The organism is Streptomyces sp. NPDC055400 (genome assembly GCF_053644375.1).
Genome location: NZ_JBSHLM010000006.1, coordinates 295,083 through 318,606, shown reverse-complemented (window position 1 = coordinate 318,606; position 23,524 = coordinate 295,083). Strand labels below are relative to the sequence as shown.

The 23,524-nt window shown below is 71.9% G+C and carries 15 protein-coding genes; 10 read left to right on the top strand and 5 right to left on the bottom strand.

All coding sequences use genetic code 11. The annotated features are described in order from the left end of the window. The first annotated feature begins 102 nt into the window (after positions 1–102). Positions 103–1,215, top strand: a complete 1,113-nt coding sequence (locus ACWIGU_RS18425) for a sulfite oxidase (RefSeq protein ID WP_454402400.1) — start codon at positions 103–105, stop codon at positions 1,213–1,215. Positions 1,216–1,260: 45 nt separating this feature from the next. Here ACWIGU_RS18425 and ACWIGU_RS18420 read toward each other — a convergent pair whose 3' ends face one another. Then, positions 1,261–2,508, bottom strand: coding sequence for a globin domain-containing protein (locus tag ACWIGU_RS18420; protein WP_454402076.1), 1,248 nt, complete (start codon positions 2,506–2,508; stop codon positions 1,261–1,263). A gap of 127 nt (positions 2,509–2,635) precedes the next feature. Between ACWIGU_RS18420 and ACWIGU_RS18415 the strand changes: the two genes are divergently transcribed. The 4 genes from ACWIGU_RS18415 to ACWIGU_RS18400 all read left to right on the top strand — a co-directional run bounded on the left by ACWIGU_RS18415 (position 2,636) and on the right by ACWIGU_RS18400 (position 9,270). After that, a complete protein-coding gene (locus ACWIGU_RS18415; protein ID WP_454402074.1) occupies positions 2,636–4,912 on the top strand; it encodes a tetratricopeptide repeat protein in 2,277 nt (758 codons plus the stop codon). Positions 4,913–4,953: 41 nt separating this feature from the next. Continuing rightward, positions 4,954–6,135 (top strand): hypothetical protein, encoded by a 1,182-nt coding sequence (locus ACWIGU_RS18410; protein ID WP_454402072.1) that lies wholly within the window; start codon positions 4,954–4,956, stop codon positions 6,133–6,135. Further along, a complete protein-coding gene (locus ACWIGU_RS18405; protein ID WP_454402070.1) occupies positions 6,132–7,436 on the top strand; it encodes an extracellular solute-binding protein in 1,305 nt (434 codons plus the stop codon). Before ACWIGU_RS18410 ends, ACWIGU_RS18405 begins: the two co-directional genes overlap by 4 nt. Positions 7,437–7,563: 127 nt before the next feature. After that, positions 7,564–9,270 carry a hypothetical protein gene (locus ACWIGU_RS18400; protein ID WP_454402068.1) on the top strand — a complete coding sequence of 569 codons (1,707 nt, stop codon included), beginning with the start codon at positions 7,564–7,566 and terminating at the stop codon, positions 9,268–9,270. Positions 9,271–9,360: 90 nt separating this feature from the next. Here ACWIGU_RS18400 and ACWIGU_RS18395 read toward each other — a convergent pair whose 3' ends face one another. Continuing rightward, complete coding sequence (locus tag ACWIGU_RS18395) at positions 9,361–11,781, bottom strand: D-alanyl-D-alanine carboxypeptidase (protein ID WP_454402066.1); 2,421 nt, start codon at positions 11,779–11,781, stop codon at positions 9,361–9,363. Between the two features lie 195 nt (positions 11,782–11,976). Here ACWIGU_RS18395 and ACWIGU_RS18390 point away from each other — a divergent pair, with 195 nt between their 5' ends. The 3 genes from ACWIGU_RS18390 (at position 11,977) to ACWIGU_RS18380 (ending at position 14,336) form a co-directional block, all read left to right on the top strand. Beyond that, entirely contained in the window at positions 11,977–12,708 is a 732-nt protein-coding gene (locus ACWIGU_RS18390; RefSeq protein WP_116512478.1) for a GOLPH3/VPS74 family protein, read from the top strand. A gap of 304 nt (positions 12,709–13,012) precedes the next feature. Next, positions 13,013–13,882, top strand: a complete 870-nt coding sequence (locus ACWIGU_RS18385) for a helix-turn-helix domain-containing protein (protein WP_454402064.1) — start codon at positions 13,013–13,015, stop codon at positions 13,880–13,882. A gap of 244 nt (positions 13,883–14,126) precedes the next feature. Further along, a complete protein-coding gene (locus tag ACWIGU_RS18380; RefSeq protein ID WP_356288190.1) occupies positions 14,127–14,336 on the top strand; it encodes a DUF397 domain-containing protein in 210 nt (69 codons plus the stop codon). A gap of 165 nt (positions 14,337–14,501) precedes the next feature. Here the strand turns inward: ACWIGU_RS18380 and ACWIGU_RS18375 are convergent, their stop codons facing one another. Continuing rightward, positions 14,502–15,344 carry a hypothetical protein gene (locus ACWIGU_RS18375; RefSeq protein WP_454402063.1) on the bottom strand — a complete coding sequence of 281 codons (843 nt, stop codon included), beginning with the start codon at positions 15,342–15,344 and terminating at the stop codon, positions 14,502–14,504. A gap of 81 nt (positions 15,345–15,425) precedes the next feature. Between ACWIGU_RS18375 and ACWIGU_RS18370 the strand changes: the two genes are divergently transcribed. Further along, positions 15,426–16,208 (top strand): SDR family oxidoreductase, encoded by a 783-nt coding sequence (locus tag ACWIGU_RS18370; protein ID WP_454402061.1) that lies wholly within the window; start codon positions 15,426–15,428, stop codon positions 16,206–16,208. A gap of 231 nt (positions 16,209–16,439) precedes the next feature. Next, complete coding sequence (locus ACWIGU_RS18365) at positions 16,440–18,023, top strand: sodium:solute symporter family protein (RefSeq protein WP_454402059.1); 1,584 nt, start codon at positions 16,440–16,442, stop codon at positions 18,021–18,023. Positions 18,024–18,082: 59 nt separating this feature from the next. On the opposite strand, the gene ACWIGU_RS18360 is transcribed toward ACWIGU_RS18365, so the two are convergent. Together ACWIGU_RS18360 and ACWIGU_RS18355 are read right to left on the bottom strand one after the other, a co-directional pair. Next, complete coding sequence (locus ACWIGU_RS18360) at positions 18,083–19,222, bottom strand: ADP-ribosylglycohydrolase family protein (protein WP_454402057.1); 1,140 nt, start codon at positions 19,220–19,222, stop codon at positions 18,083–18,085. Positions 19,223–19,727: 505 nt separating this feature from the next. Beyond that, the gene (locus ACWIGU_RS18355; RefSeq protein WP_454402055.1) at positions 19,728–23,450 is read right to left on the bottom strand and encodes a tetratricopeptide repeat protein; all 3,723 of its coding nucleotides are present in this window, start codon (positions 23,448–23,450) and stop codon (positions 19,728–19,730) included. Between the last annotated feature and the right edge of the window lie 74 nt (positions 23,451–23,524).

Genomic DNA, 23,524 nt, shown 5'->3' with positions numbered 1-23,524 from the left:
CTGACACTTCCAGGATCCGCCCGCCCGGCAGGCCCCGCAATCGCGGAGCACCATGAAGACATGGATGGATCGGACTGAGTCATGGACGGACCGGAGCACGTCATGGACGGGCCGGACGGTCTCGGCGGCGTCAGCCGTCCCGGCCGGATCGCCGCCCTGGGCGAAGGCATCACCCCCGATGAACTCGCGCTCGCCGCGCGTAATCACGGCCTCCCCCTGGAAGCCCTCCGCTACGACGTCACCCCGCCGGGTCTGCACTACGTCCTCGTCCATTACGACATCCCGGCCGCAAGCGCCGACGACTGGCAGCTCACGGTCGACGGCCTGGTCAGGACGCCGCTGACCCTCGGCCTTGCGGCCCTGCGGTCGCTGCCCGCCGTCACGCGCCGCGTCACGCTGGAGTGCGCGGGCAACGGCCGCGCCCTGCTCACGCCCCGGCCGATCAGCCAGCCCTGGCTGGTCGAGGCGGTCGGCACGGCGGACTGGACCGGCGTGCCGCTGCGCGTCCTCCTCGACGAGGCCGGGGTGGACGAAGGCGCCGTCGAAGCCGTCTTCACCGGCGCCGACCACGGTGTCGAGCGCGGTGTCGAGCAGGACTACCGGCGGAGCCTGCCCGTCGCGGTGGCCCGCGGTGACGTACTCGTCGCGTACGACATGAACGGCGCGCCCCTGCCGCCGCAGCACGGCTACCCGCTGCGGCTCGTCGTCCCCGGCTGGTACGGCATGGCGCACGTGAAGTGGCTGCGCGGGATCACGCTGGTCGACGCCCCGTTCGACGGGTTCCAGCAGGCGGTCGCGTACCGCTTCCGGTGGGACGCCGACGATCCCGGCGAGCCCGTCACCAAGATCCTGCCGCGTGCCCTGATGATCCCGCCCGGGTTCCCCGACTTCATGTCGCGGGCCCGCGTCGTGCGCCCCGGGCCCGTACTCCTCGAAGGCCGCGCCTGGTCCGGGCACGGCCCCGTGACCAGGGTCGACGTGACCACGGACGACGGCGCCACGTGGAGCGAGGCCGCGCTGGACGGGGACCCGTCTCCCCGGCAGGCGGCGGCCTGGCTGCGCTGGCAGGCCCCGTGGACCGCCGTGCCCGGCACCCATGTCCTCGGCGCCCGCGCCACCGACGCCACCGGCCGCACCCAGCCGCTCACGCAGCCCTGGAACCGCGGCGGCTTCGCCAACAACCTCGTCCAGCGCATCCCCGTCCACTGCCTCTGACCGCCGGTCCGGTCACGGACGAGGCCGCCGCCACGGACCAGGCCGTCACGGACGAGGCCTGATCCAAGGAACCTCACGCTTCATCAGGAACCACTCCGCCGCCGTCTCCGGGCGCTCCCCCGTGCCGTGGCGGACCAGCGGGTCGTGGTGGACGCGGTCGGACGGTACGCGGTGCAGCATGGCCAGTTGGGTCTCCACCGTGTCGACCATGGCCGAGGGGCCGCTGACGTAGACGTGAGGCCACTCGGCGGGCGCGTGCCGCAGGCTCTGGGCGGTGGCGTACCGCGTCAGTTCCCGCAGGAGCGTCGCGTCCGCGTCGGGCCGGTCGCGCCGGGGCAGCGCGCCCACCAGCCGCAGCCACGGGTGCGCGCCGGCGAGGAGTTCCAGGACACCGAGGTCGTACACGTCGTCTTCCGTGCGGGCGCCGATGAGCAGCGTGGCGGTCGCGGAGCCGCGGCGGACGGCGAACTCCTCGACCAGCGCCTTGATCTGCGCCCAGCCCGTCCCCCCGGCGACGAAGAGCAGCTCCCCCTCCGGCGCTTCCGGGAGCGTCGTCGTGCCCAGGGGCGGGCCGAGGCGGACCGACCCGCCCGGGGCGACCTCGTCGACCAGGGCGCTGCTCAGGAGGCCCCCGTCGACGCGGCGTATGTGGAAGTCGAGGGTGCCGTCGGCGCGCGGGGCGTTCGCGATCGAGTACGGGCGCCAGACCTGCGGTGCCTCGGGGGCCGTCAGCGTCGCGTACTGGCCGGGCATGAAGGGGTACGGCCGGTCGGGGCCGACTGTGAGGACGGCGATGTCCTCGGCGCGGCGCTCGTGGCGGAGCACCTCCGCGTCCCACCAGGCGGGTTCCGACTGCGGCGCGGACGCCGCTCCGGCCATCATGATTTTGGAGATCAGTGCGTAGGCCGCGCGCCAGGCGGCCTCCGTCTTCGGCGTCCAGGCGCTGCCCGAGAAGAACCTGAGGGTCGCTATGAGGCTGTCCCCGACGGCCGGGTAGTGCTCGGTGCGGGTGCCGAACTTGCGGTGGTCGAAGCCGAGCGTGCGCAGGTGGCCGACGAGCGCGTCGGTGTCCTCGAGGTTCAGGATCGCCGTGGTCAGGGCGGCGAAGAGGCGGTCGCGCTGTTCCTCCATCCGCTCGGGGAACATGGCCCGTACACCGGGGTTGTGCTTGAACAGATGGGCGTAGAAGTACTTGGTCAGCGCGTCGGCCCGGCGTTCCACCACCGCGAGACTGGAGCGGATCAGGGCCGGGTTCAGGGCGGCGTACGGTCTGGTGCCGGTACTCGTCGTCACTGGCCGGAGCCTCCATTCCACGATCAGGCCGGAGGCCTACGCACGGGCGCCATCCGGACGCCGCGCCCCTATCCTGAGGCAGCATGCAGGGGGACGCGGGAGCAACCGGAGAATTCAGGGGCCGCCGATGACGGCGTCCTCCGGTCCCCTGTTCGTGATGCCGCCTCCCGACGGGCCGCGGGACGCCCGGGTCACGCTGCCCGACGAGGGGCCCGATCCGACGGCGCTCCCCGAGGTCAGACCGCGCGACGACCGGGGCCGGGCCGAGGGTCCCGGCGAATCCGCCCTGGAACAGGGCGAGTTACTGGCCGGCCAGTATCAGGTCGTACGGCGTCTCGGGCGCGGCGGCATGGGCGACGTATATCTCGCGCTCGACAAGAAGGTCGACGACCGCGAGGTCGCCGTGAAGACCCTGCGGCCGGAACAACTCGCCCCACGGCTCGGCTCGCTGGAGGACGAACGGCAGGCGTTCGCCGACCTCCACCACGACGGGATCATCCCCGTCTTCAACTACGGCCGCCACGCCCGCGTCGGCCCGTTCCTCGTCCTGCCGTACGTCGACGGGCTCAACCTCGACGAGATCCGGGCGCTCGCCCATCACGACCCGGACCGGTTCGGCGGCGCCCGCTTCCACGAGTTCGTGCTCGCGTACGGGCTGCGCGTCCTGTCCGCGCTCGACCATCTGCACGCGCGGCCCGCACCCCGCAAGGTGTACGGCGACCTGAAGCCGCAGAACGTGATGCACGACGGCGCCACCACCAAGGTCATCGACGTGGGCTCCATCCGCGAGGAGGGCGCGCCCGGCCTGACCACCGAGGGCTTCCATGCGCCGAACGTGCCCCTCGCCCCGCCCGCCCTGGCCGGCGCGTCGACGCCGCGCGACGACCTGTACAGCCTGGGAGAGACGCTGCGCACGCTGAGCGGACTCGGCATCGGACCCCACTCGCTGGCCGAACTCGGCGCCCTGGACCGGATGCACGACGGCGACCCGGTGACGGCGCAGGCCGCCGCGCTGACCACCACCCCGGCGCCCGAGGGCCTCGGCCTCGTCTCGCTGGCCCGCGCCCTGCGCCGCGCCACACGGCCCGAACCCGCCGACCGGTACGCGGACGCGGACGAGATGGCGGATCAACTGCGGGGCGTGTTCCGTGAGCTGAGGTCGCTGCGGACCGGACGGGAGACGTTCGAGCCGTCGCCGCTGTTCATGCAGTCGCCGTACGCCCTGGACGGAGCGCTCGGTGTCGCGCCGGTCCTGCCGCGCTGGGCCACCCCCGCCGGAGGCACCCCGCCCGCCCCGCTGCACGAGCCGCCGTCCGCCGCCGATGTCGCGGCCCGGCTGCCCGTCCCGCGCCCCGACCCGCACGACGCCCACCACGACGGCCTCAGCCGGCTCGCCGACGCCGACCCCGCCGCGCTCCTCCAGCACACCGGGGACTGGCGGGACTCCCCCGAGGTGCGGCTCCTGCGGTGCAGGCTCCGGCTGCGCGTCGCCGTACGCGCCGAACGCGCGGAGGGCGAACGGCCGGACCTGGAGGCCGCCGCCGAGGAGCTGCGCGGCGCCGTCGACGGCATCGGGCGCGAACTGTCGAGGCACGACTGGCGCATCGACTGGCACCGCGGCCTCCTCGACCTCGCCGACGGCGACGTGGCGTCCGCACGCGACTACTTCGACCAGGTCTACGGCGCGATCCCCGGCGAGTACGCGCCCAAGCTCGCCCTCGGCCACTGCGCCGAGCGGCTCGGCCACTGGCACGAGGCGCTGACCTTCTACGAGGCCGTACGGCTGCGCAACCCCTCGCTCGGCAGCGCGGCGTTCGGCGCGGCGCGGGCCCGCCTCGCGCTCGGCGGCACCTCCCCCGAGACGTACGCCATCGCCGCGCTCGACGCCGTGCCGCAGCACTCCCGGCACCGCACGGTGGCCCGGACCGCGACCGTGCGCATCGCCGTCGAGTACGCGACGACGGCCGACGGCCTGCGCACCGCGCTCACCCGGCTCGCCCGGCTCTTCAGCGAGCACGGGCTCACCGACGAGCAGGCCCGCGTACGGATGAAGGCCGAGGTGTGGGAGGCCGCGCAGCGCCTCGTGGCGGACGGGACGGTGGACAAGGAGGCGCTCGCGCGGCTCTCGGAAGCGGCGGACCGGCGTGACAAAGACGCGCGGGACTCGGGCGGGCGGCTCGAGTTCCCGGCTACGGAAGGCGAGTTGAGGCGTCAGCTCTCGCAGTTCTACCGGGCGCTCGCCCGGCAGGCCGCCCGCTCCGACAGCCCGCACGGCGAGGCCGTCGCCGAACGCCTCCTGGACCGCGCCTACTTGGTCAGACCGCTCGCACTGACGCACCGCCGCGAGGGGACCTGGCCGGCCCGCCTGCGGCTCACCGGGCGGCGACCGGCGGCGGACCGGTGATCCCCACGCCGAGGCGGGCGGGTGAGTGGGCCGGGCGTCTCGTGAGCGCCGCGCTCAAGGGCGTACGCGTGCTGTGGCGGTACGTGTGGGCCCCGCCGGCACGGGCCACGAAGCCCGCGGCGGCCCCGCCCCGAAACCGCGCCTACCTTCACGACCGCCTCGTCGCCCTCCCCCTCCTCGCCGCCGTCGCCTTCTGCGGACTCGGCTTCACCGCCACGTCCCTGCGCGACGACTCCGCCGCGATCCGCACGCACATCGCGCCCGCGCTCAGAGACCTGGCCGACGCGCGGATCTCGCTGCGGATCGCCCAGCGGGAGGCCGAGGTGAGCCTCGGCGCCGGGGACGCCGTCGCACTGAGCGGACTCAGCCCCCGCTACGGCTCCCGGATCACCGGCGCCGCCCAGGACCTCAGCCAGGTCGCGCGCAGCGGCGCCCTGACCGCGGCCGAGCGCCAGGAACTCGACGTCGTCTCCGGCCTCGTCGACGGCTACGAGCGCTGGATCGCCTGGGCCCAGACGAACGTCTCCGACGGGTCCCTGTACAGGGCCGGACTCTCCTACGCCCAGAGCATGCTCTGCTCGCCCGACCGCCTCCATCCCTACGAACCCGCCACCGGCCGCTACGCCCCCTACCCCCGCTGCGCACCCGTCACCGGCAGCGAGGCGACGGCCGTCGTCGACCGCATCTCGGATCTCGAACGCGCCCTGCGCCAGCGACTGGAGGCGCGCGCCACGCTCGGCCCCGCCGCCGTCACCGCCGCCGCCGTGTCGGCCGTCGCGTTCGTGCTGCTGACCGCCGGCCTGTGGCGCACCCTGCGCTTCCTGCGGATCCGTTTCCGCATCCTGGCCAGCCCGCCGCTGCTCGCCGCCGCGCTGCCGCTGCTCGCCGTGCCCGCGATCGCCCTCAGCGCGCTGTACGCGTACGCCGCCCAGGAGGACACCGTGCCGATCGCCCGCCACCTGTACGCGGTGACCTCGCCGTCCACGGAGGTCGCCTTCGAGGAGCGCCGCACCGACCCGCTCGACCCGCACCACCGCCGCGCCATCGTCACGCTCGCCGACTCGATGGACGACGTCCTGGACAACCGCCGCCTCGCCGCCCTCGACGCGGTGGCCCCCTGGGTGGCGCCCGCCGGCCTCCTCGTCGCCGTCGTCATCGGCGCCACCCTCCACGCCCACCGGCGCGAGTATCTGCTCGTGGGGCGCCCGGGGACCGCCGTATGAGGCGCCGGAACAGGGTGCTGCGGCTCGCGCTCGCCGCCTGCCTGCTCGCCCTCACCGCGCTCACCGGCGGCTGCACGGGCGGCGACGCGCACCGGACCGTCGTCGTGCTCGGGCCGTGGACGGGCGACGAGGGCGCGGCGTTCGAGGCCGCCCTCGCCCGCCTGTCGCACCACAGCGGCGACCACTACGTCTACAAGGGCACCCGCTCCCTGCGCGAGACGCTCGTAGCGCAGTTGGAGGCCGGCGCCCCGCCCGATGTCGCGATCCTCAACAGCATCGGCGAGCTCACCGAGTACGCGGCCGACCGCAAACTCGAGCCGCTGTCCCCACAGGCCGCCGAACGCGGCTACCCGCCCTGGTTCCCCACCCTCACGCTGGACGGCAGGCGCCGCACCTACTGGGTGCCGCTGCGCGTCAACCTCAAGAGCATCGTGTGGAGCAAGCGCGGCACCGGGGCGAAGGCGCCCCACTGGTGCGTGGGCATGGCCGCGGACGCGACCTCCGGCTGGCCCGGCACCGACTGGATCGAGGACATCCTCCTCCACCAGGCGGGCCCCGGCACCTACACGCAGTGGGCCACCGGCCGCCTCGACTGGTACAAGGACCCGGCCGTGCGCCGGGCCTTCACGACCTGGTCCGAGATCCTCGGCCCACGGACGCCGGGGTCCGTCGAGGACTCCCTCACCATGTCGTTCGAGGGCACACCCGACCCGAAGGACCCGAAGGCCACCAAGCGCGGACTCCTCGGCGGCTCACTCCCGGGCTGCACCCACGAGCACCAGGGCTCCTTCATCCGCTCCCTCTACCCGGACGCCATGGGCGACCGCACCCTGCGCGTGGAGCCGGCCGCCCGGTTCCTGCACGGGCGGCCCGCGTACGACGACACGTACGAGGTGTCGGGCGACATGGCCGCCGTACTCACCGGCAACCAGGCGGCGCAGGACCTCGTCACGCTCCTGACCAGCGAGTACGGCCGCAAGACCTGGTCGCGGGCCACGCAGCCGCACCTGCGGCCCTTCTTCCCCGACGCGAGCGACCCCCAGCCGGACGACCCGACCGGCAAGACCGTCGCCTCGCATCTGACCGATGACGCGGACACCCTGTGCTTCGACGCGTCGGACGTGATGCCGCCCGTGCTGCGCGACGCGTTCTACCGGGCCGTCCTGACGTACTTCCAGGACCCGCGTACGACGACGCTCGACACGCTCCTCAAGCAGCTGGAGACCGTCCGCAGCCGGATCGCCGGACCGCTGTCGGGCCCGTCCGGGCAGGCGCACGCGCCGGACGACATCTGCGCGTAGCCGCGCCGCGGACCGACGGCCCTGCGTAGATTTGCCGTGAATATCAAGGGCGCGTCAACCAACTCTCGGGCCACGGCTAGCGTCTATCCGAACACAATTGCCCGTCCGACCGGAACGGAACGCCGCAGTGGCCTCTGCCGAACTGTCTCCACCCCCTGCCGCACGCGCGCGCCGGTCCCCGGACATCCCCGAGCCCTGGCACGGCCGGCACCGGACGGCCCTGCTCGTCACCGCCTGCATACTGCCGCTGCACGTCCTGTGGCTGGCGTTCCTCGCGACCGGCGGCGGCGACCTCGCGGCACAGGTGGCATGGGCCGAGTTCGCCAAGATGTACCCCGGCTCCGCGTACAACCTGTTCTGGTACGGCGGCCTCCACATCGCCAACTACAGCCTCATCTCGCCCTACCTGATGGCACTGTTCGGCGTCGTCCCCGTCACGCTCCTGTCCGGCGTCTCGTCGACCTGGCTCGCCGCGTCGATCGTCGAGCGCACCGGCATCCGAAGACCCCTGTGGCCGGCCCTCATGGTCGGGTTCTCGCTGTGGTGCCAGGTCGTGTCGGGGCGCTCGACGTTCATGCTGGGCGTGGCCTTCGGACTCGGCGCCGTCCTCGCGCACATGAACGGCCGGCGCGTCGTCATCGCGACGGTGTGCGCCGCGCTGTCCACGATGGCGAGCCCCGTCGCCGGCCTCTTCCTCGTCGTGGCCGGCGCCGCGTGGCTCCTGAACCGGCAGTGGGGCAAGGCCCTGTCGCTGCTCCTGCCGCCAGTCCTCATCGTGGGCGTGACGACCTGGCTGTTCCCGTTCAAGGGGGAACAGCCCATGCCGTTCGGGCGGATCTTCCCGCCCCTCATCGTGTGCGCGGTCGTCCTGCTGTGCGCGCCCCGGGCCTGGTTCGTGGCGCGTCTCGGCACCGCCGTGTACGCGCTCGGCGTGGTGCTCACCTATCTGATCGCCACCCCGATCGGCACGAACGTGGAGCGGCTCACGGAGATCGTGGCGCCCGCGCTGCTCCTCGCCGCCGTGATGAACCGGGACCGCGCGCCCCGCTACGACGGCAGACTCGGCCGGTTCTTCCCGCCCCACCGGCAGCGCGTGCTGTGCGTCGCCGCCATCGTGCTCTCCCTGGGCTGGCTGTCCGGCAAGACCATCGCCGACGTCGTCGCCAACACCGAGATCCCCGAGTGGGCCGTCAAGACGGACGGCGTCGTCTCCACGCTGAAGAAACTCGGCGCCGAACGCACCCGCGTCGAGGTCGTCCCCGCCCGCGACCACCGCGAGGCGGCCGTCCTCGCGCCCTACATCAACATGGCGCGCGGCTGGAACCGGCAGGCCGACGTCGAGCGCGGACGGCTCTTCTACGAGGGGCACGGCGGCACCGACGTACCCGAGGGCGCCTTCTCCTCCGCGTCGTACCACGCCTGGCTCTCCGAGTGGGCGGTCGGCTTCGTCGTCGTCTACAACGGCGAGCCGGACGGCCCCGCGGAGCTGGAGCACAAGCTGGTGTCCAGCGAGCCGGACTACCTCGAGTCGGTGTGGCAGGACGCCAACTGGCACATCTACCGCGTGAAGAACGCGGTTCCGCTGGTGGACTCCCCCGGCTCGGTGGTCCGCTCCGACGGCGCCAACCTCGTCGTACGGATGCCGAAGGCCGGCTCGGTCATCGTGCGGATCGCGTACTCGCCGTGGCTGTGGGCGGACGACGGGTGCCTGCGCGAGGAGGGCGAGTTCACGCGCCTGACGGTGAAGGAGCCGGGCGACGTCCGGATCAGCTCCCAGTACGGGGGGCCGTCCGGCAAGACGGCACCCAAGTGCGTGCCGCCGAAGGAGAAGTGAGCGGGTCCCTCTTGAGGGGCAGGCCTGCAAGGAGAAGCGCCCCCACGGCTGTGTGCCGTGGGGGCGCTTGTGCGCGTAGCGACCGAGTCGTCAGCCGACGCGGGTGAGCTTCTCGCCGAAGCCGGGTTCGGTCAGGTCCTTCTGGAGGGCGACCGGGACGGTGACCGCGCCACCCGAACCGTCGCCGACCTTCAGCTCGCCGACCTTCGTACCGGCCTTCGCGCTGTGCGGGATCACGGCACCCTTGGCGCCGTCCGCCAGCTCCAGCTTCACGGTCAGGCCCGCCCAGCCGACCGCCGAGACGTTCTTCGTCACCACGACCGGGGTCTGCCCGCCGAGCCCGTCGTCCACGTACCCGACGACGTCGCCCTTCTTCAGGATCGTCGACGCCTTCACCGCGTCCTGCGCCGCGAGCATCGCCGTCTTGCTGACCGCGTTGACGGTGTCGATGATCGGCGCCCGGTGCTGGCCGAGGATCGCGCCGACGACCGTCACGGTCTCGCCGCCGGCGTCCTTCGTCGCGGCGAAGAGCAGGTTGCCGCCGGCCTTGGTCGTCGAACCGGTCTTCACGCCGACCGCGTTGTTGTACGGGACGAGGCGGTTGTAGTTCTGCCACGTCTTGCCCGACGGGTCCTTCCACGTCGGCAGCTTGGTGATGTCCATCAGGGCCTGGATCTTCACCAGCTCGTTGCCGAGCTTGACCTGGTCCCGAGCGGTGGAGACGGTCGTCTCCCTCAGCCCGGACGGGTCCGTGTACGTCGTGCCGGTCATGCCGAGGTCCTTGGCGGCGGCGTTCATCTTCTTGACGAACGACTCCTCGGAACCGGCGTCCCAACGGGCCAGGAGCCGCGCGATGTTGTTCGCGGACGGAATCATGATGGCCGACAGGGTGTCCTTCTGGCTGAGCTTGTCGCCCTCCTTGACGGTGTTCAGCGTCGACTCGCCCTCGGAGTCGTAGCCGCCCTCCGTCTCCGCCTTCGCGTCCACGTCGATGGACGGCCCGTCCTTGCCCGGCTGCAGCGGGTGGTCCTTGAGCACGACGTACGCCGTCATGGCCTTGGCCACGGACCCGATCGGTACGGGCTTCTGCTCGCCGAACTGGTCCATCGAGCCGATGCCGCTGACGTCCATCGAGCCCTGGCCCTCGGCGGGCCACGGCAGCGACACCTTGTCCCCGTCGAAGGCGAACGTCGACTTGGCGGTCAGCGCCAGCGTGGGCGCGGGCAGCGGCCGTACGGTCTGTACGACCGCAAACAGGACGGCGAGCAGCAGGACGATCGGCGTCCAGATCTTGACCCTGCGCACGGCCGTGCGGACCCGGGTCTCCGCGGGCGGCGGCGTGTTCGTGAGCTCGGCCAGGAGGTCGAGCGGGGGCAGCGGCGGGAGCGGCTGCTGGGTGGTGCGCTCGGGGCCGACGTAGGGCTTCGCCGGCGGCGCGGCGGGCTCCGCCGTGGGCTGTGCCTCGGGCCTGGCCGGGGCCCCGGAGTCGAACCCCCTGAGCGGTACGAATTTGCTGGTGCGCTCGGCATCGGACTCGGCCTTGCCCGCACCGGCGGGCTTGGACCCGAGCGACTTGAGCATCTGGGTCGGCTGATCGACGGGCGGCTTGACGGCCTTGAAGACGGCGGTGGCCTGGTCGACGGCTGAGGGCTTGGCGTCCGCGTCGGTGGGCTCGGCGTCGTCGGACGGCTTCGACTTGTCGGCCGGCTCGGCGTCGTCGGGCGCCTCTGCCTCTTCGGACGGCTCGGCGTCGTCGGACGGCTCGGCGTCGGCCTTCGCCTCGTCGGTCGGCTCGGCCTCGTCGGCCGGCTCAGCGTCGGCGTCGGACGCCTCGGTTTCCGGTGCATCGGCTTCCGGTGCGTCAGGTTCCGGTGCCTCAGGTTCCGGTGCCTCAGGGGCATCGGCCGGCTCGGCGTCCGTGTCCTCGTCGGACTCCTCGGGCGCGTCCGTGGCCTCGGCGTCGACCGCGTCCTCAGCGGCGTCCGCCTCGTCGTCACCGGAGTCGACACCGTCGGCCTCAGCGGCGTCGTCTGCCGCCTCCGGCCCGTCCGCCCCGTCCACCTCGGGGGCGTCCGCGTCTCCGCCGTCCTCCGCCGCCTCAGCGGCACCCGTCCCGTCCGCCTCGGGCTCATCGGCGGAGCCGTCCCGCGGACCCGCCACCCAGGCCGCCACCGCGGCCCGCAGGCGTGCGTCGCCCGGCTCGTCGCCGGAACCCGGCTCCGTACCGTCCCCGGAACCCGCCTCGGGCTCCGGGTCCGCCCCGGAATCCGACGCGCCGGAGGCGTCCGGGCCCGGGCCGGAGTCCGCGTCCGCGTCCGCGTCCGGCGCGGAATCGTCCGCCGAACCGGATTCCGTCCCCGCCGCCGGAACATCCCGTACGGAGAACACCGCCGTCGCCTGATCGACCCGCTCCGGCGACTGCCTCGCCATCGCGAGCCTCGGGTCCCGTTCCTCCGGGGTCGGTCCTCCCGACGACTCCTGCTGCTTCGACCTGTCGGGGGTCCCCGCCACCGATGCCTCCTCGCTACGCGCCACGCGCTACGCCGCTGCTGTCCGAACCATGTACCAGTGTCCTGTGTGGGGGCTTCACCCAGGTGGTAGACGAGAACGACATACCTACTGGTTCCCGTACAAAGCACCCACGCACCCTCGACAGACCAATGTGAGAGGGGTCACCCTGTCATTCATCCACGCGGGGAGGCATGGATGGGCAGGAGCCGCAGAACAATTCCGGAGGAGCTTCTGCTGCTCGCTCTGGACCCGGCCACGGGTACCACAGCGCAGCCGCAGTCGCTCGACCTAGGTCTGGCCGGAGCACAGCTAGTAGAGCTGGCGCTGGCCGGACGGATAGCCCCAGACGGGGATCGTATCGCCGTGGTGGCACCACGGCCGACCGGAGATCCGACTTTGGACTGCGCACTGGAGTTGCTGCGAAGGCGCGGCACCCCGGTACGCGCGGTGCACTGGATCGGCGGGCCCCGACTGGGGCTGCGCCAGACGTATCTCTCGCATCTGGAAAGGTGCGGCATGGTCCATGCCGTGGCCGGCCAGATGTGCGGAGTGCTGCCGACGACTCGCTACCAGGCGACGGACACGGCCATCAGCCGGGAGATCAGGTCCCGGCTGGACAGCGCGATCCGTACCGGCGTACCGCCGGACCCACGGACCGCGGCGCTCGCCGCACTGGCCCACGCGGTCGGACTCGGCAAGCACCTGTATCCGGGGAACGAGGGACGATCGTCCCGCTCCCGGCTGCGGGACCTGATCAGGCACGACCCCATGGGCGGCCTCGTGGCGCACGCCGTGATGGACGTCCAGAACGGTGTGGCCGCTCAGCCACGCCGCAGCCCGGCCCCGCCGGGCAGGGGAGCACCGGAGCCCGGCAGGGTGCCGATGCAGCCGCATCACGGGTCGATGGCCCGTGCCGTGGCGCACTGAGCGAGAACACCGGCAGCACCGCATCAACTGAACAGCCCGCACCGCAACAGCGCCGCACCGCAGTCCCCAAAGACCGGTCCGGGAGCCGCTGAGCCGCGCGGGGTGCCGGATCCGGACGTCGGGACGACGACACGGGCCGGCACCCCGCGCGGCCGCATGTCCGGCCACATGCCCAACTGTCGTGTCCGCTGCGCATATCCGCCGTTTCCCAGCGGTATGAAGCCCAGGGTGGCAATCTGCTGAGCAGCAGATTCGCACGATACGCAAAGAATCACAGAGGCACGCAGCCGGAGGTGCACGTCCCGTGGCGTCCAACGTCAATCCCACCGTCAGGCGGCGCCGGTTGGGCCAGGAGCTGCGCCGGCTCCGCGAGCTCAAAGGCATGACCGCCGAAGAGGTGGCCGAGCGGCTCCTGGTCTCGCAGTCGAAGATCAGCAGGCTCGAGAACGGGCGGCGCAGCATCAGCCAGCGCGACGTCCGTGACCTGTGCGGGGTCTACGAGGTCGAGGACCACCGCATCGTCGACTCACTCATGCAAATGGCCAAGGACTCCCGCCAGCAGGGCTGGTGGCACTCCTTCGGCGACATCCCGTACAGCGTCTACATCGGCCTGGAGACGGACGCGGCGAGCCTGCGCGTCTACGATCCGCAGGTCGTGCCCGGCCTGCTGCAGACCCGGGCGTACGCGGAGACGCTGATCACCGGGGCGCTCCCGGAGACCACGCCGACCGACATCGACAAGCGCGTCCAGGTCCGTGTCCGCCGCCAGGAGCGCATCGTGGCCCCGGACAACCCGCTGCGGTTGTGGACCGTCCTCGACGAGTCGGCGCTGCGTCGCGTCGTCGGCAGCCGGGCCGTCATGCGCGAGCAGCTGGAGCACCTGGTCGAGCAGTCGCAGCTGCCCCATGTGACCGTGCAGGTCATTCCGTTCGACATGGGCGCGCACCCGGGCCTGAACGGCCAGTACGCGATTCTGGAGTTCCCGGACGCCGCGGATTCGAGCGTCGTCTACATCGAGGGCGTCACCAGTGACCTCTATCTGGAAAAGGCCAACGATGTGCAGAAGTACAGCGTGATGTACGAGCATCTGCGGGCACAGGCGCTGAATGTGGAGCAATCCCGACAGTTCATCGCGAAGATCGCCCAGGATTACGCGCTCCAGGAAACGGTCTAGGGAAGGGCCAAAGGCGGTCCAGAGGGACAGAATCCGCCCCCCGCGAGAAGAGTGCCGCACGGTACACCTTCGCCGCGGTGGGGCGGAAGACCCCCATGGAATATGCCATCCGGTCGAGTGAATGGCCTCTTCGCGCACCGATGTTGGCGAGTAGCGTCGATCACGCCATCAAGCACCACGTTGGCGCAATCCGCTTCACAGGAGCGGTGCAGCACATTCGACCACTGGCTAAACCGGAGCAAAAATGGCAATTCAGCAGGGCGGCACGAATTCCTGGACCAAGTCCTCCTATTCGACGGGGAACGGCGCGTGCGTCGAGGTCAAGTCCCCTCTCCTGCACGCGATCGCGGTGCGGGACTCGAAGGCCCCCGAAGGGCCCTCGATCGGCTTCGCCCCCGATTCATGGAACTCCTTCGTGACCGAGGTCGGCCGGGGTGCCTTCGACGCCGCCTGAGGCATCGGAGAGCACCCATCGCAGCACAGCACCCATTCGGCATCACCGCATCAACTCAGCACCACAGCATCATTTCGGCACCAACAGAACACCACTGCGGTACTGAAAGAGCCCTCTCGACTGGCCCGCCGTCCTGGCCGAGGGGGCTCGGCTTTTTTCAGCGGGTCACCCGCGCAGCCGGTCCACGTACGTGTCGGTGCCGGGGATCGTCGGGATGAACGGCGCCACCAGCTCGACGCGGCCGAGGCCCGACTCGTGAACCGCCGCCTCAAGCCCCGTGAAGTGGTCCTCCCAGCAGTCCGCCGGGTCCGCCTCCAGGAACCACAGGAGCGTCAGACGGGTGTCGACGCCCTCGACCTGCTTCACGTACGACATCCGGTCCCCCGGCAGCGGCGTCGGGCGGAAGACCGTGACCATCGCCGCCGGTGAGCCCGCGATCCGCTTCGGCAGGTGGCGCGAGCGCAGCCACTCCAGCAACTCGTCGCGCCGCTGGGGCCCTTCGGCGTCGATGACCTCCACGACCAGACCCCGGTAAGGGTGGTCGAGTGCGTGGTAGTCGCGCGGTCCGGCCGCCCCGTCGCGGTACACGGTCGCCGCGTGGTCCTGGAACGCGGTGAAGACGTGCGTGCGGTCCTGATAGACGCGCCCGTCCCTGTTGAGCCGCTTGTTGATGCCGACGGTCCACTTCATGTGGTCGTCGTAGCGGCCGTCGGTGATCCAGTACGTGGAGAGGTAGCAGCCCGCGGTGACCGGCTGCGCGACCGCCGACTTCTCCGGGTAGCGCAGCAGCTGGAGTTCGCGCGTGGCCACCCAGCGGCGCCCCGAGTACATCCAGGGCATGGCCATCGCGCCGGCGTAGTAGTGGTCGTCCTCGTACCAGCGGTTGTACGCGTACTCATGGCCCGGGTGCGGCTCGACCATGGTGATGAGGGCGTGCCCGGGGCGCACCCCGTACGGGCCGACCGATGCCAGCTCCGCGTACACCTCGCTCCTCGTGTCCTCGCTCACGACGCTCCCCTTCCTTCCTCCACCGGACGGGCCTACTCTGACGCCCCGTCAGAAGAACTGCCATAGCCGGGAGGCGACCGGATGCTCCTGAACGGAAAGACAGTGGTCGTGTCGGGGGTCGGGGCGGGGCTCGGCCACCAGGTCGCCGCGGCCGTGGTGCGCGACGGCGGCAACGCCGTGCTCGGCGCGCGCACGGAGGCGAACCTCGCCAAGTCGGCCGCGGAGATCGACCCGGGCGGTACGCACACCGCGTACGCGGCGACGGACATCACCGACGAAGGCCGGTGCGAGGCGCTGGCGGGGCTCGCGCGCGAGCGGTTCGGCGGGGTCGACGCCGTGGTCCATGTCGCCGCCTGGGACAGCTACTTCGGAGGTCTCGAGGACGCGGACTTCGCGACGTGGCAGCAGGTCATCGACGTGAACCTGCTGGGCACACTGCGTATGACGCGGGCCTGCCTGCCCGCACTGAAAGAGCGGGGCGGCTCCGTCGTCGTCATCGGCACGCAGTCGGCCGTGGCCGCGCCCTCCCAGGTGTGGCAGGCGGCGTACGCGGCCTCGAAGGGCGCGCTGACCTCCGCGATGTACTCCATGGCCCGCGAGCTCGGCCCGCACCGTATCCGGGTCAACACCGTGCTGCCCGGCTGGATGTGGGGGCCGCCGGTCGAGGCGTACGTCCAGTTCACCGCTCACACCGAGGGGGTGCCGCAGGACGAGGTCCTCGCGCGGCTCACCGAGCGGATGGCGCTGCCCGAACTGGCCACGGACGGGGACGTGGCGGACGCCGCCGTGTTCCTCGCGTCCGACCGGGCGCGGGCCATCACCGGACAGTCGCTTCTGGTCAACGCGGGTGAGCTGATGCGGTAGTTGCGAACGCGGCCCTGACGGGCCGCCCGGACAGGCAGCACCTCCCGACCGCACGGCACCCACTGCCGTGCGGTCCTTTTTGCCCGCATCTAGATTCATGGACATGAACATAGGTCAATAAGTAGAACGATTTTACTGTCCCTTGACCATCCAGTGCGTTGTCCTGGCCCTTCGGCTCCCCACACCATGAACGGCGTTCATAAGTAGGACCAGACCCCTGGAGGGGGCTCAATGAACAGTCTCGACTGGGCCGTGCTCATCGGCTATTTCGGCGTGATGATCGCGATCGGCGTCTGGTCCCACAAACGCGTGGACAACGTCTCCGACTTCTTCACCGCCGGCGGCAAGATGCCCTGGTGGCTGTCCGGCATCTCGCACCACATGTCCGGCTACAGCGCCGTCATGTTCACGGGGTACGCCGGCATCGCGTACACCTACGGCGTGACATCCTTCGTCACCTGGTCGTTCCCCATCGCGCTCGGCATCGCGATCGGCTCGAAGCTGTTCGCGCCGCGCATCAACCGGCTGCGGTCACGCCTGCATGTGGCGTCGCCGCTCGAATACCTCAAGAACCGCTACAACCTCAAGACGCAGCAGGCGCTGGCCTGGTCGGGCATGCTCCTGAAGATCGTCGATGTCGGCGCGAAGTGGGCCGCGATCGCGACCCTGCTGTCCGTCTTCACCGGCGTCTCCCTCAACCAGGGCATCCTCATCACCGGCGCGATCACCGCCGTCTACTGCACCATCGGCGGACTGTGGGCCGACGCCCTCACCGAGCTCGGCCAGTTCGTCATCCAGCTGATCGCCGGAATCGCCATGTTCGTGGCGGTCGTCGGCAAACTCGGCCCGCACGGCGGCTTCTTCGGTGTCTGGGACGAGCCCGCGCTCCAGGGCCACGGCAAGCCGCTCGTCGGCCCGTACGGCACGGTCTTCCTGCTCGCGTTCCTCTTCATCAAGCTCTTCGAGTACAACGGCGGCATGCTGAACCAGGCCCAGCGCTACATGGCCACCGGCAGCGCCCGCGAGGCCACGCGCTCGGCCCGCCTGTCCGCCGTGCTCTGGCTGGTCTGGCCGGTCGTCCTCTTCTTCCCCATGTGGGTGTCGCCGCTCCTGGTGCACGCGCAGAAGCCGGACGGTTCGGACAGTTACGGCCTGATGACCGAACAGCTCCTGCCGCACGGGCTCCTCGGCCTGGTCATCGTCGGCTTCTTCTCGCACACCATGGCCATGTGCTCGTCGGACGCGAACGCCATCGCCGCCGTCTTCACCCGTGACGTGGCGCCCGCGTTCTCGAAGAAGGCGCGGCAGTGGAACGAGCACAAGGGGCTGATCGCCGCGCGCCTGACGACGGTCGTCTTCCTGGGTCTTTCGATGGCGGTCGCCACCCAGGTCAACTCGCCCACGTTCAAGGACATCATCACCGTCGTCATCAAGTGGGTCGCCGGTCTGATGGGCCCGATCGCGATCCCCATGATGCTGGGTCTGCTGCGCGCCTTCCGCAAGTCCGGTCCCACGGCGGCACTCACCAGCTGGGCCGCGGGCCTGTTCGCCTTCTGGCTGGTCAACTACCCGATCAACTGGAGCGTCGAGGGCGGCGTACCGCTCGAGTACCAGGTGTCGATCCCGCTGGCCGTCTCGCTCGTGCTGTACATCCTCATCGGCTACGTGAAGCCGGAGGACACCCCGGAGCGGGACGCGCTCATCGAGCGCATCAACACGGACGACGACGGGTCCGCCGGAGCGGCGGCCGTTCCGGCGCCGGCGCAGCCGCAGGACGGGGCGGTGGGCTCGCAGCCGCCCGGCCGGCTCTCGTAACGGCTGTTCCGCACCGGGCGCCGGACGGGCTGATCACAGCCGGTCCGGCGCTTCGGCGTTCACGCCCTCGGGTAGCGGGCCAGCCACCCCGGCGAGGATGCCGCGGGGCTGTGCAGGGCGGGCCCCTGCGTCATCTCCATCGCGAAGTCGTCGGCGAGCTCCAGGACGGTGGGGCGGCCCTCCAGCTCGGTCACCCAGCCCGGCGGCAGCGCGGTCTCGCCGTGCAGGGCGCCGAGCAGGCCGCCGCACAGCGCGCCCGTCGCCTCGGACGGGCCGCCGTGGTTCACCGCGAGACACAGGCCGTGCCGTATGTCCTCGCCCACCAGGGTGCAGTACACCGCCACGGCGAGCACGCCCTCCGCGAGCCCGTCTCCCACGAGTTCGTCGACACGGGCGGCCGACGGCATGCCCTGGCGGACCGCGCCGAGCGCGTGCTTGAGCGCGTCCGTGACCGGCTGGTGCCCCGGCCGCGCGGCCAGCAGGACGAGGGCGCGCTGCACGGCGCCGTCCAGGCTCTCGCCGCGCGCGAGTCCGTGCACCAGGACCGCGTACACGCCCGCGGAGAGGTAGGCGGCGGGCGCGCCGTGCGTCTGGACCGCGCACTCGGCGGCGAGCTGGAAGACGAGCTGCGGCTCCCAGCCGACGAGCAGGCCGAACGGGGCCGAGCGGGCGGCCGGCGCGGATCCGGCGGCGGCCGGGTTCTTCGGCCTCTCCAGGGTCCCCATGACGTCGTTGCCGAGTCCGAGGAGGCAGTCGCGGGAGGGGTCGCGGCGCGAGTACAGCCACTCCTCGCGGGCCAGCCAGCCGTCCTCCTTGCGGCGCTCGTCCGGGCCCCAGTCACGCTGGGTCGCGGCCCAGCGGAGGTAGGCGCGGTGCACGTCGGTCGGCGGATGCCAGGCGCCCGTGTCGCGCCGCACCTGCGCCCTTATCAGGCCGTCCACGGTGAAGAGCGCCTGCTGGGTGGCGGCGGTGACGGCGCCGCGGCGCCCGTACGCGGGAGCGAGGTCGGTCAGTCCCTGCGGACCGTGCGCGGCCCTGGCCTCCTCGAGGGAGAGCCCGGCCAGCGGCGCCCCGAGGGCGTCGCCGAGCGCGGCCCCGATGAGCGTGCCGCGGACCCGGCTGCGGAAATCCTGCTGCTCGGCGCGGCCCCATACGGCCGATGAGGGTCCCCCCTGCTTGGGGGTCAGTGGGGCTGCCACGGGGAGCTCCCCTCCGGGTCTCGTTACGCGTGCGACGACTGCGCAGCACTGTAATCGACGGGGCGTACCCGGTTGAGAACCGAAGCGGCACAGGTGAAGTCGCCCTTGAGAGCAATTCACCCGCTTTTCTTCCGCAAACCGGACGATGTCCCGAGGCGCGGCCCGGTACCTGCGGTGCGCCGCCGCCGGGCCGACGGAGGCGACGGTGCGGCCGCCCGCGCGGACCGCCACGTGCCGGACGTCGCCGACGCCGACGGCGCGCCCTCGGCCTCAGCCACCGCGACGTACGCGACCTGCGCGAGGACCTGCCGGTCGGCTGACGATCGTCCGGGCCGGGGTCGATCAGGGGGAACCGGCCCGGGCCGGGCAGGCCGGGACCGCGTCGGTCCCGGCCTGCGGGGCGGCGTGGTCCGGGTGGGCGCGCGACCTCGGCGCCGCTCCGTGCAGGCGGTGCAGCAGGGCGGCCGGGAGCCGCCCCCGACCGCTCCTGACGGGGATGCGCCGCCTACGCCGCGTACCGTTCCTGAACGGCGTCCCTTGCCGCCACGACCCGCGCCAGACGGGGGGCGAGGCGGGTGCGGTCCGCGCCGGGACTGTTGAGGAGCTCCGTCAGGGCGAGTGCGATCTCGGTGAGGTCGTCCCAGGCCGCGCCGGAGGCCAACAGCTCGGCGAGACAGCGGTCCAGGGCGGGCCAGTCGGCGAGAGCCGCGGAACTGAGCAACAGAAGGCTCTGATCCTTCACACGGGTGGCGAGTTCCGGGTCGGCCGCAAGCTGCCCGGCGTCCCGCCACAGCGCTTCCGCGGCGTGCACGTCACCGACGCCGGCGGTGAGGGCGAGTTCTATGCTCCCGGCCACGACGTCCTGTGTGTGCAGCCGCGTCGCCACGCGCCGTGCCGCGGCCAGGTTCCCGAGCAGGCGCAGCGCGTAGACCTCGACCTGAAGTGCGGGGCCGTCCGTCCCGTCGCCGGCCGGTCCCCGCTGCCCCAGCTCCGCCAGAGTCTGCTCCGCATGCCCCTGGTACAGATGGATCACGGCGCGAGCGAGATGGTTCTGCCCCCGGTCACCGCCCAGCTCCACGTGCCGGGCGAGATCCGCCCGGGCCTGGTCCAGGCGGCCCACGGCAAGCGACACGTTGATGCGAATCTCGAGATACGAGGCGGACGACGGGTCGAGCTCGACTGCCCGATCGGCGTCCGCGAGGGCCTGGGGGAAGTCACGCAGATACCGGTTCACTTCGGCTCGCTGCGCCCACGCCCAGGCGTAGTCCGGGTCCAGCTCCAGGGATCTGCTCAGCGCGGCCAGGGCCTCGTCGTCACGGTCGAGCGGGTAGAGGGTCATGCCTCGGCACGCGTGGGCTTGCGCGTACTCCGCGTCCAGTCCGATCGCCCGGTCGAATTCGGCGAGAGCCTCCACGTACCGCCGGGTCAGGCGCAGGACCTCGCCGCGCTCGACGGCCACCCAGGCCAGATCCGGCCCCAGTTCCTTCGCGCGGTCCAGATCTGCCACCGCGTGGTCCGGTGCGTCCAGGCGATGCGACGTCTTCGCCCGGTGGACCAGTGCCCATACGTAGTCGGCGTCGAGTTCGAGGGCCCGGTCGAAAGCCGCTAGCGCCTCCGCGGTGCGGTCGAGGCTCCTGAGGGTCACTCCCCGGCGGGCATGCGTGATCTCGTCCGTACCGTCCAGGCCGAGAGCCACGTCGAAGTCGGCCAGGGCCTCCTCGTACCGGCCCTCCTGGCGAAGGGTCTCCGCCCTTTCCCTGCGGTACCAGGCGTTGTCCGGCTGGCTCTCCACCGCGAGGTCGAGATCGGCCAGTGCCTGCGCCGTCTCGTCGCGCGCGTTCCTCACCCTGGCCCGCTGCACCAGCGCCCACCCGTAGTCAGGGCTGAGTTCGATCGCCCGGTCCAGGTCGCGCAGGGCCAGATCCTCGTGGTCCAGCGCGTAATGGGTCACGCCCCGGCTCGCATAGGCGGCGGCGTACGCGTCGTCGATGCCCAGGGCCCGGTCCAACTCCGCGAGGGCTTCCGGGTAGCGGCGGGCGAGGCGCAGGTGTTCCCCGCGCTGGAGAGCCACCCAGCTGTCGTCCGGGCCCGCGCTCAGCGCGCGGTCCAGGTCCTCCCAGTGCTGCGTGTCGTCGCCCCGGTCCCGCCACACCTTGGCCCGGTACGTCAGCGCCCGCGAGTCGGTCGGGTCCATGGCGATGGCCCGGTTGAGCGTGTCGAGGGCCTCGTCACTGCGCTCCAGGTCGTACAGGGAAAGCCCCTTGATCACCAAGGCCTCGTACCCGTCCGAGCCGAGTTCCAGGGCACGGTCGGCGTCCGCCAGCGCCTCTTGGAGGTGGTCAAGGAGCCAGTGCGCCTCCGCCCGCCCGATCAAGAAGTCGGTGTCATCCGGGTCGAGTTCCACGGCCCGGGCCAAATCAACGAGGCCGTCCTCGCTGCGGCCCTGCATGAGTCGGGTGTAGCCGCGGCCGTAGTACGCCCTCGCCTGCTCGGCGTCCAGCTCGAGGGCGCGGTCGTACTCGGCCACCGCGCGCTCGAACTCCCTCTCGTGGCGCAGGTCCCGGCCCCGTACCGTCCGGATGAGCGCCCTGGTCCGGGGGGCCTGCGCCGCCCGGTCGAGGAGCAGCCCCAGGGCCGCGACGGTCCCTCCCGCCTCCAGGGCGCCGAGCAGGTCGCGCCCCCACTCGGCCACGGTGTCCGCGCCCGTGTCGTCCCCCGCCTCCGCGATCATCTGCGCCCAGGCCCGTCCGACGGACTCCCCCTCGTCGATCGCGTCGACGGCCTCCCGCAGGACGCCGGGCAGCGCGGCGCGGGGGCCCGCGCACAGCAGGTGGTACGACTGGGCGAGGCGCAGCTCGCGCCAGCTCCTCGACGACCACGCGTCGGACCCGGACAGTCCCGCCTCCGCCTCCGCCCGCCATGCGCCGAACGTCTCCGCGAGCCGCGTCTGCCGGTCCGCCCAGTCCCGCGGCGACTGATGGCGCTGCAGCCGCAGCATCTGCGAGCGCACCACCCCGTGGTACTGGACCCGGTCGCCCCGGTCGCTGACGAACGCGAGCCCGCGCAGCCATCCGTACAGCGTCGCGGCGTCGTCGTCCTGGCTCCCCACGGCGGCCCGGAAGACGTCGGCGTCGAGGCGGCGTGGAAGAGCGCAGGCGAGGGCGACGGCGCGCCGCACTTCGTCCTGTTCCCACTTCAGGAACCGCTCGACGGCCGTGGGGCTCGGGTCGCCCACGTCGTCAGGGCCGGCGGGCCGGCTCTCGGCAAGGGTGGAGACCAGGACGGGGAGGCCGCCCGTCAGCCGCAGCACCTCTTCGACGACAGGCTCGGCGACCACACCCTTGTCCGCGAGCAGGCCGCGCGACTCGGCCTCCGTGAAGGGTTCGAGCGGAATGTTCCCCACGTAATCGGCGTAGCCGCCCCATCGCGACGCATCGAAGTCACGCTGGCCGGCGGTGGTCACCACGACGTTCGCGGGAAGCGTCCCGTACCGCTCCGTCGTCATCACATCCCGCAGCCACCCGTCCAGGAACGGCCCGGTCCGCTCGTACGTGTCGAAGAACAGCACGACCCACGGCACGGAAGCGGCGATGTGTGCCAGCTCGGTGAGCAGGACCGGCGTCAGGGACTTCTCCGGCGCCAGGACCAGTTGCGCGTCCTCCTGGCTGCCCAGCCGGGCGCTGAGGCCCGCCTTCAGCCGGTCGGCTCCACGGGCGATCGGGGCGGGGTCCACGGCCCCGGCGAACGCTCCGACGCCCGGCACGAGCCCGAGACCCACCAGGCCCGCCCGTGCCACTGCCATGCCGCCTGCCGAGGGCGAGGCGGGCTCGGACTGCTCCGGAACCAGGGCCGCGGCGGACGCCGACTCGGCCTCGTGACGGCGCTCTTGGTGTGCGGCAAGCCGCCGGTCGAGGTCCTTGAGGCGGTGGCCCTGCGCGGCGAACTGTGAGGAGAGCGCCGCCAGAGCCTCCGGAACGCTGCCCACCGCCTCGTCGACGTACGCCGTCAGCGCGCCGCGCTCGCGCGCCACCTGCTCGAGTTCCCGCACCAGGAAGGTCTTGCCGACCCCGGCGTTGCCGTGGACATGGAACAGGAACCGATGCCGCTCGTCGTCCACCGGTATCTCGAAGTTGCCCCGGAACGCGGAGAGTTCGTCACGCCGGCCCACGAATCCGGCGCGCCTGCGCCGACGTATCAGCTCCTGCATCGACGGCCCTGAAGCGCCCACGGCGCACACCCCTCCCCGTCACCGCCAGATCCCTGCCCCTCAGTGTGCCGCACGTCCCGAACGCGGGCCTGTTC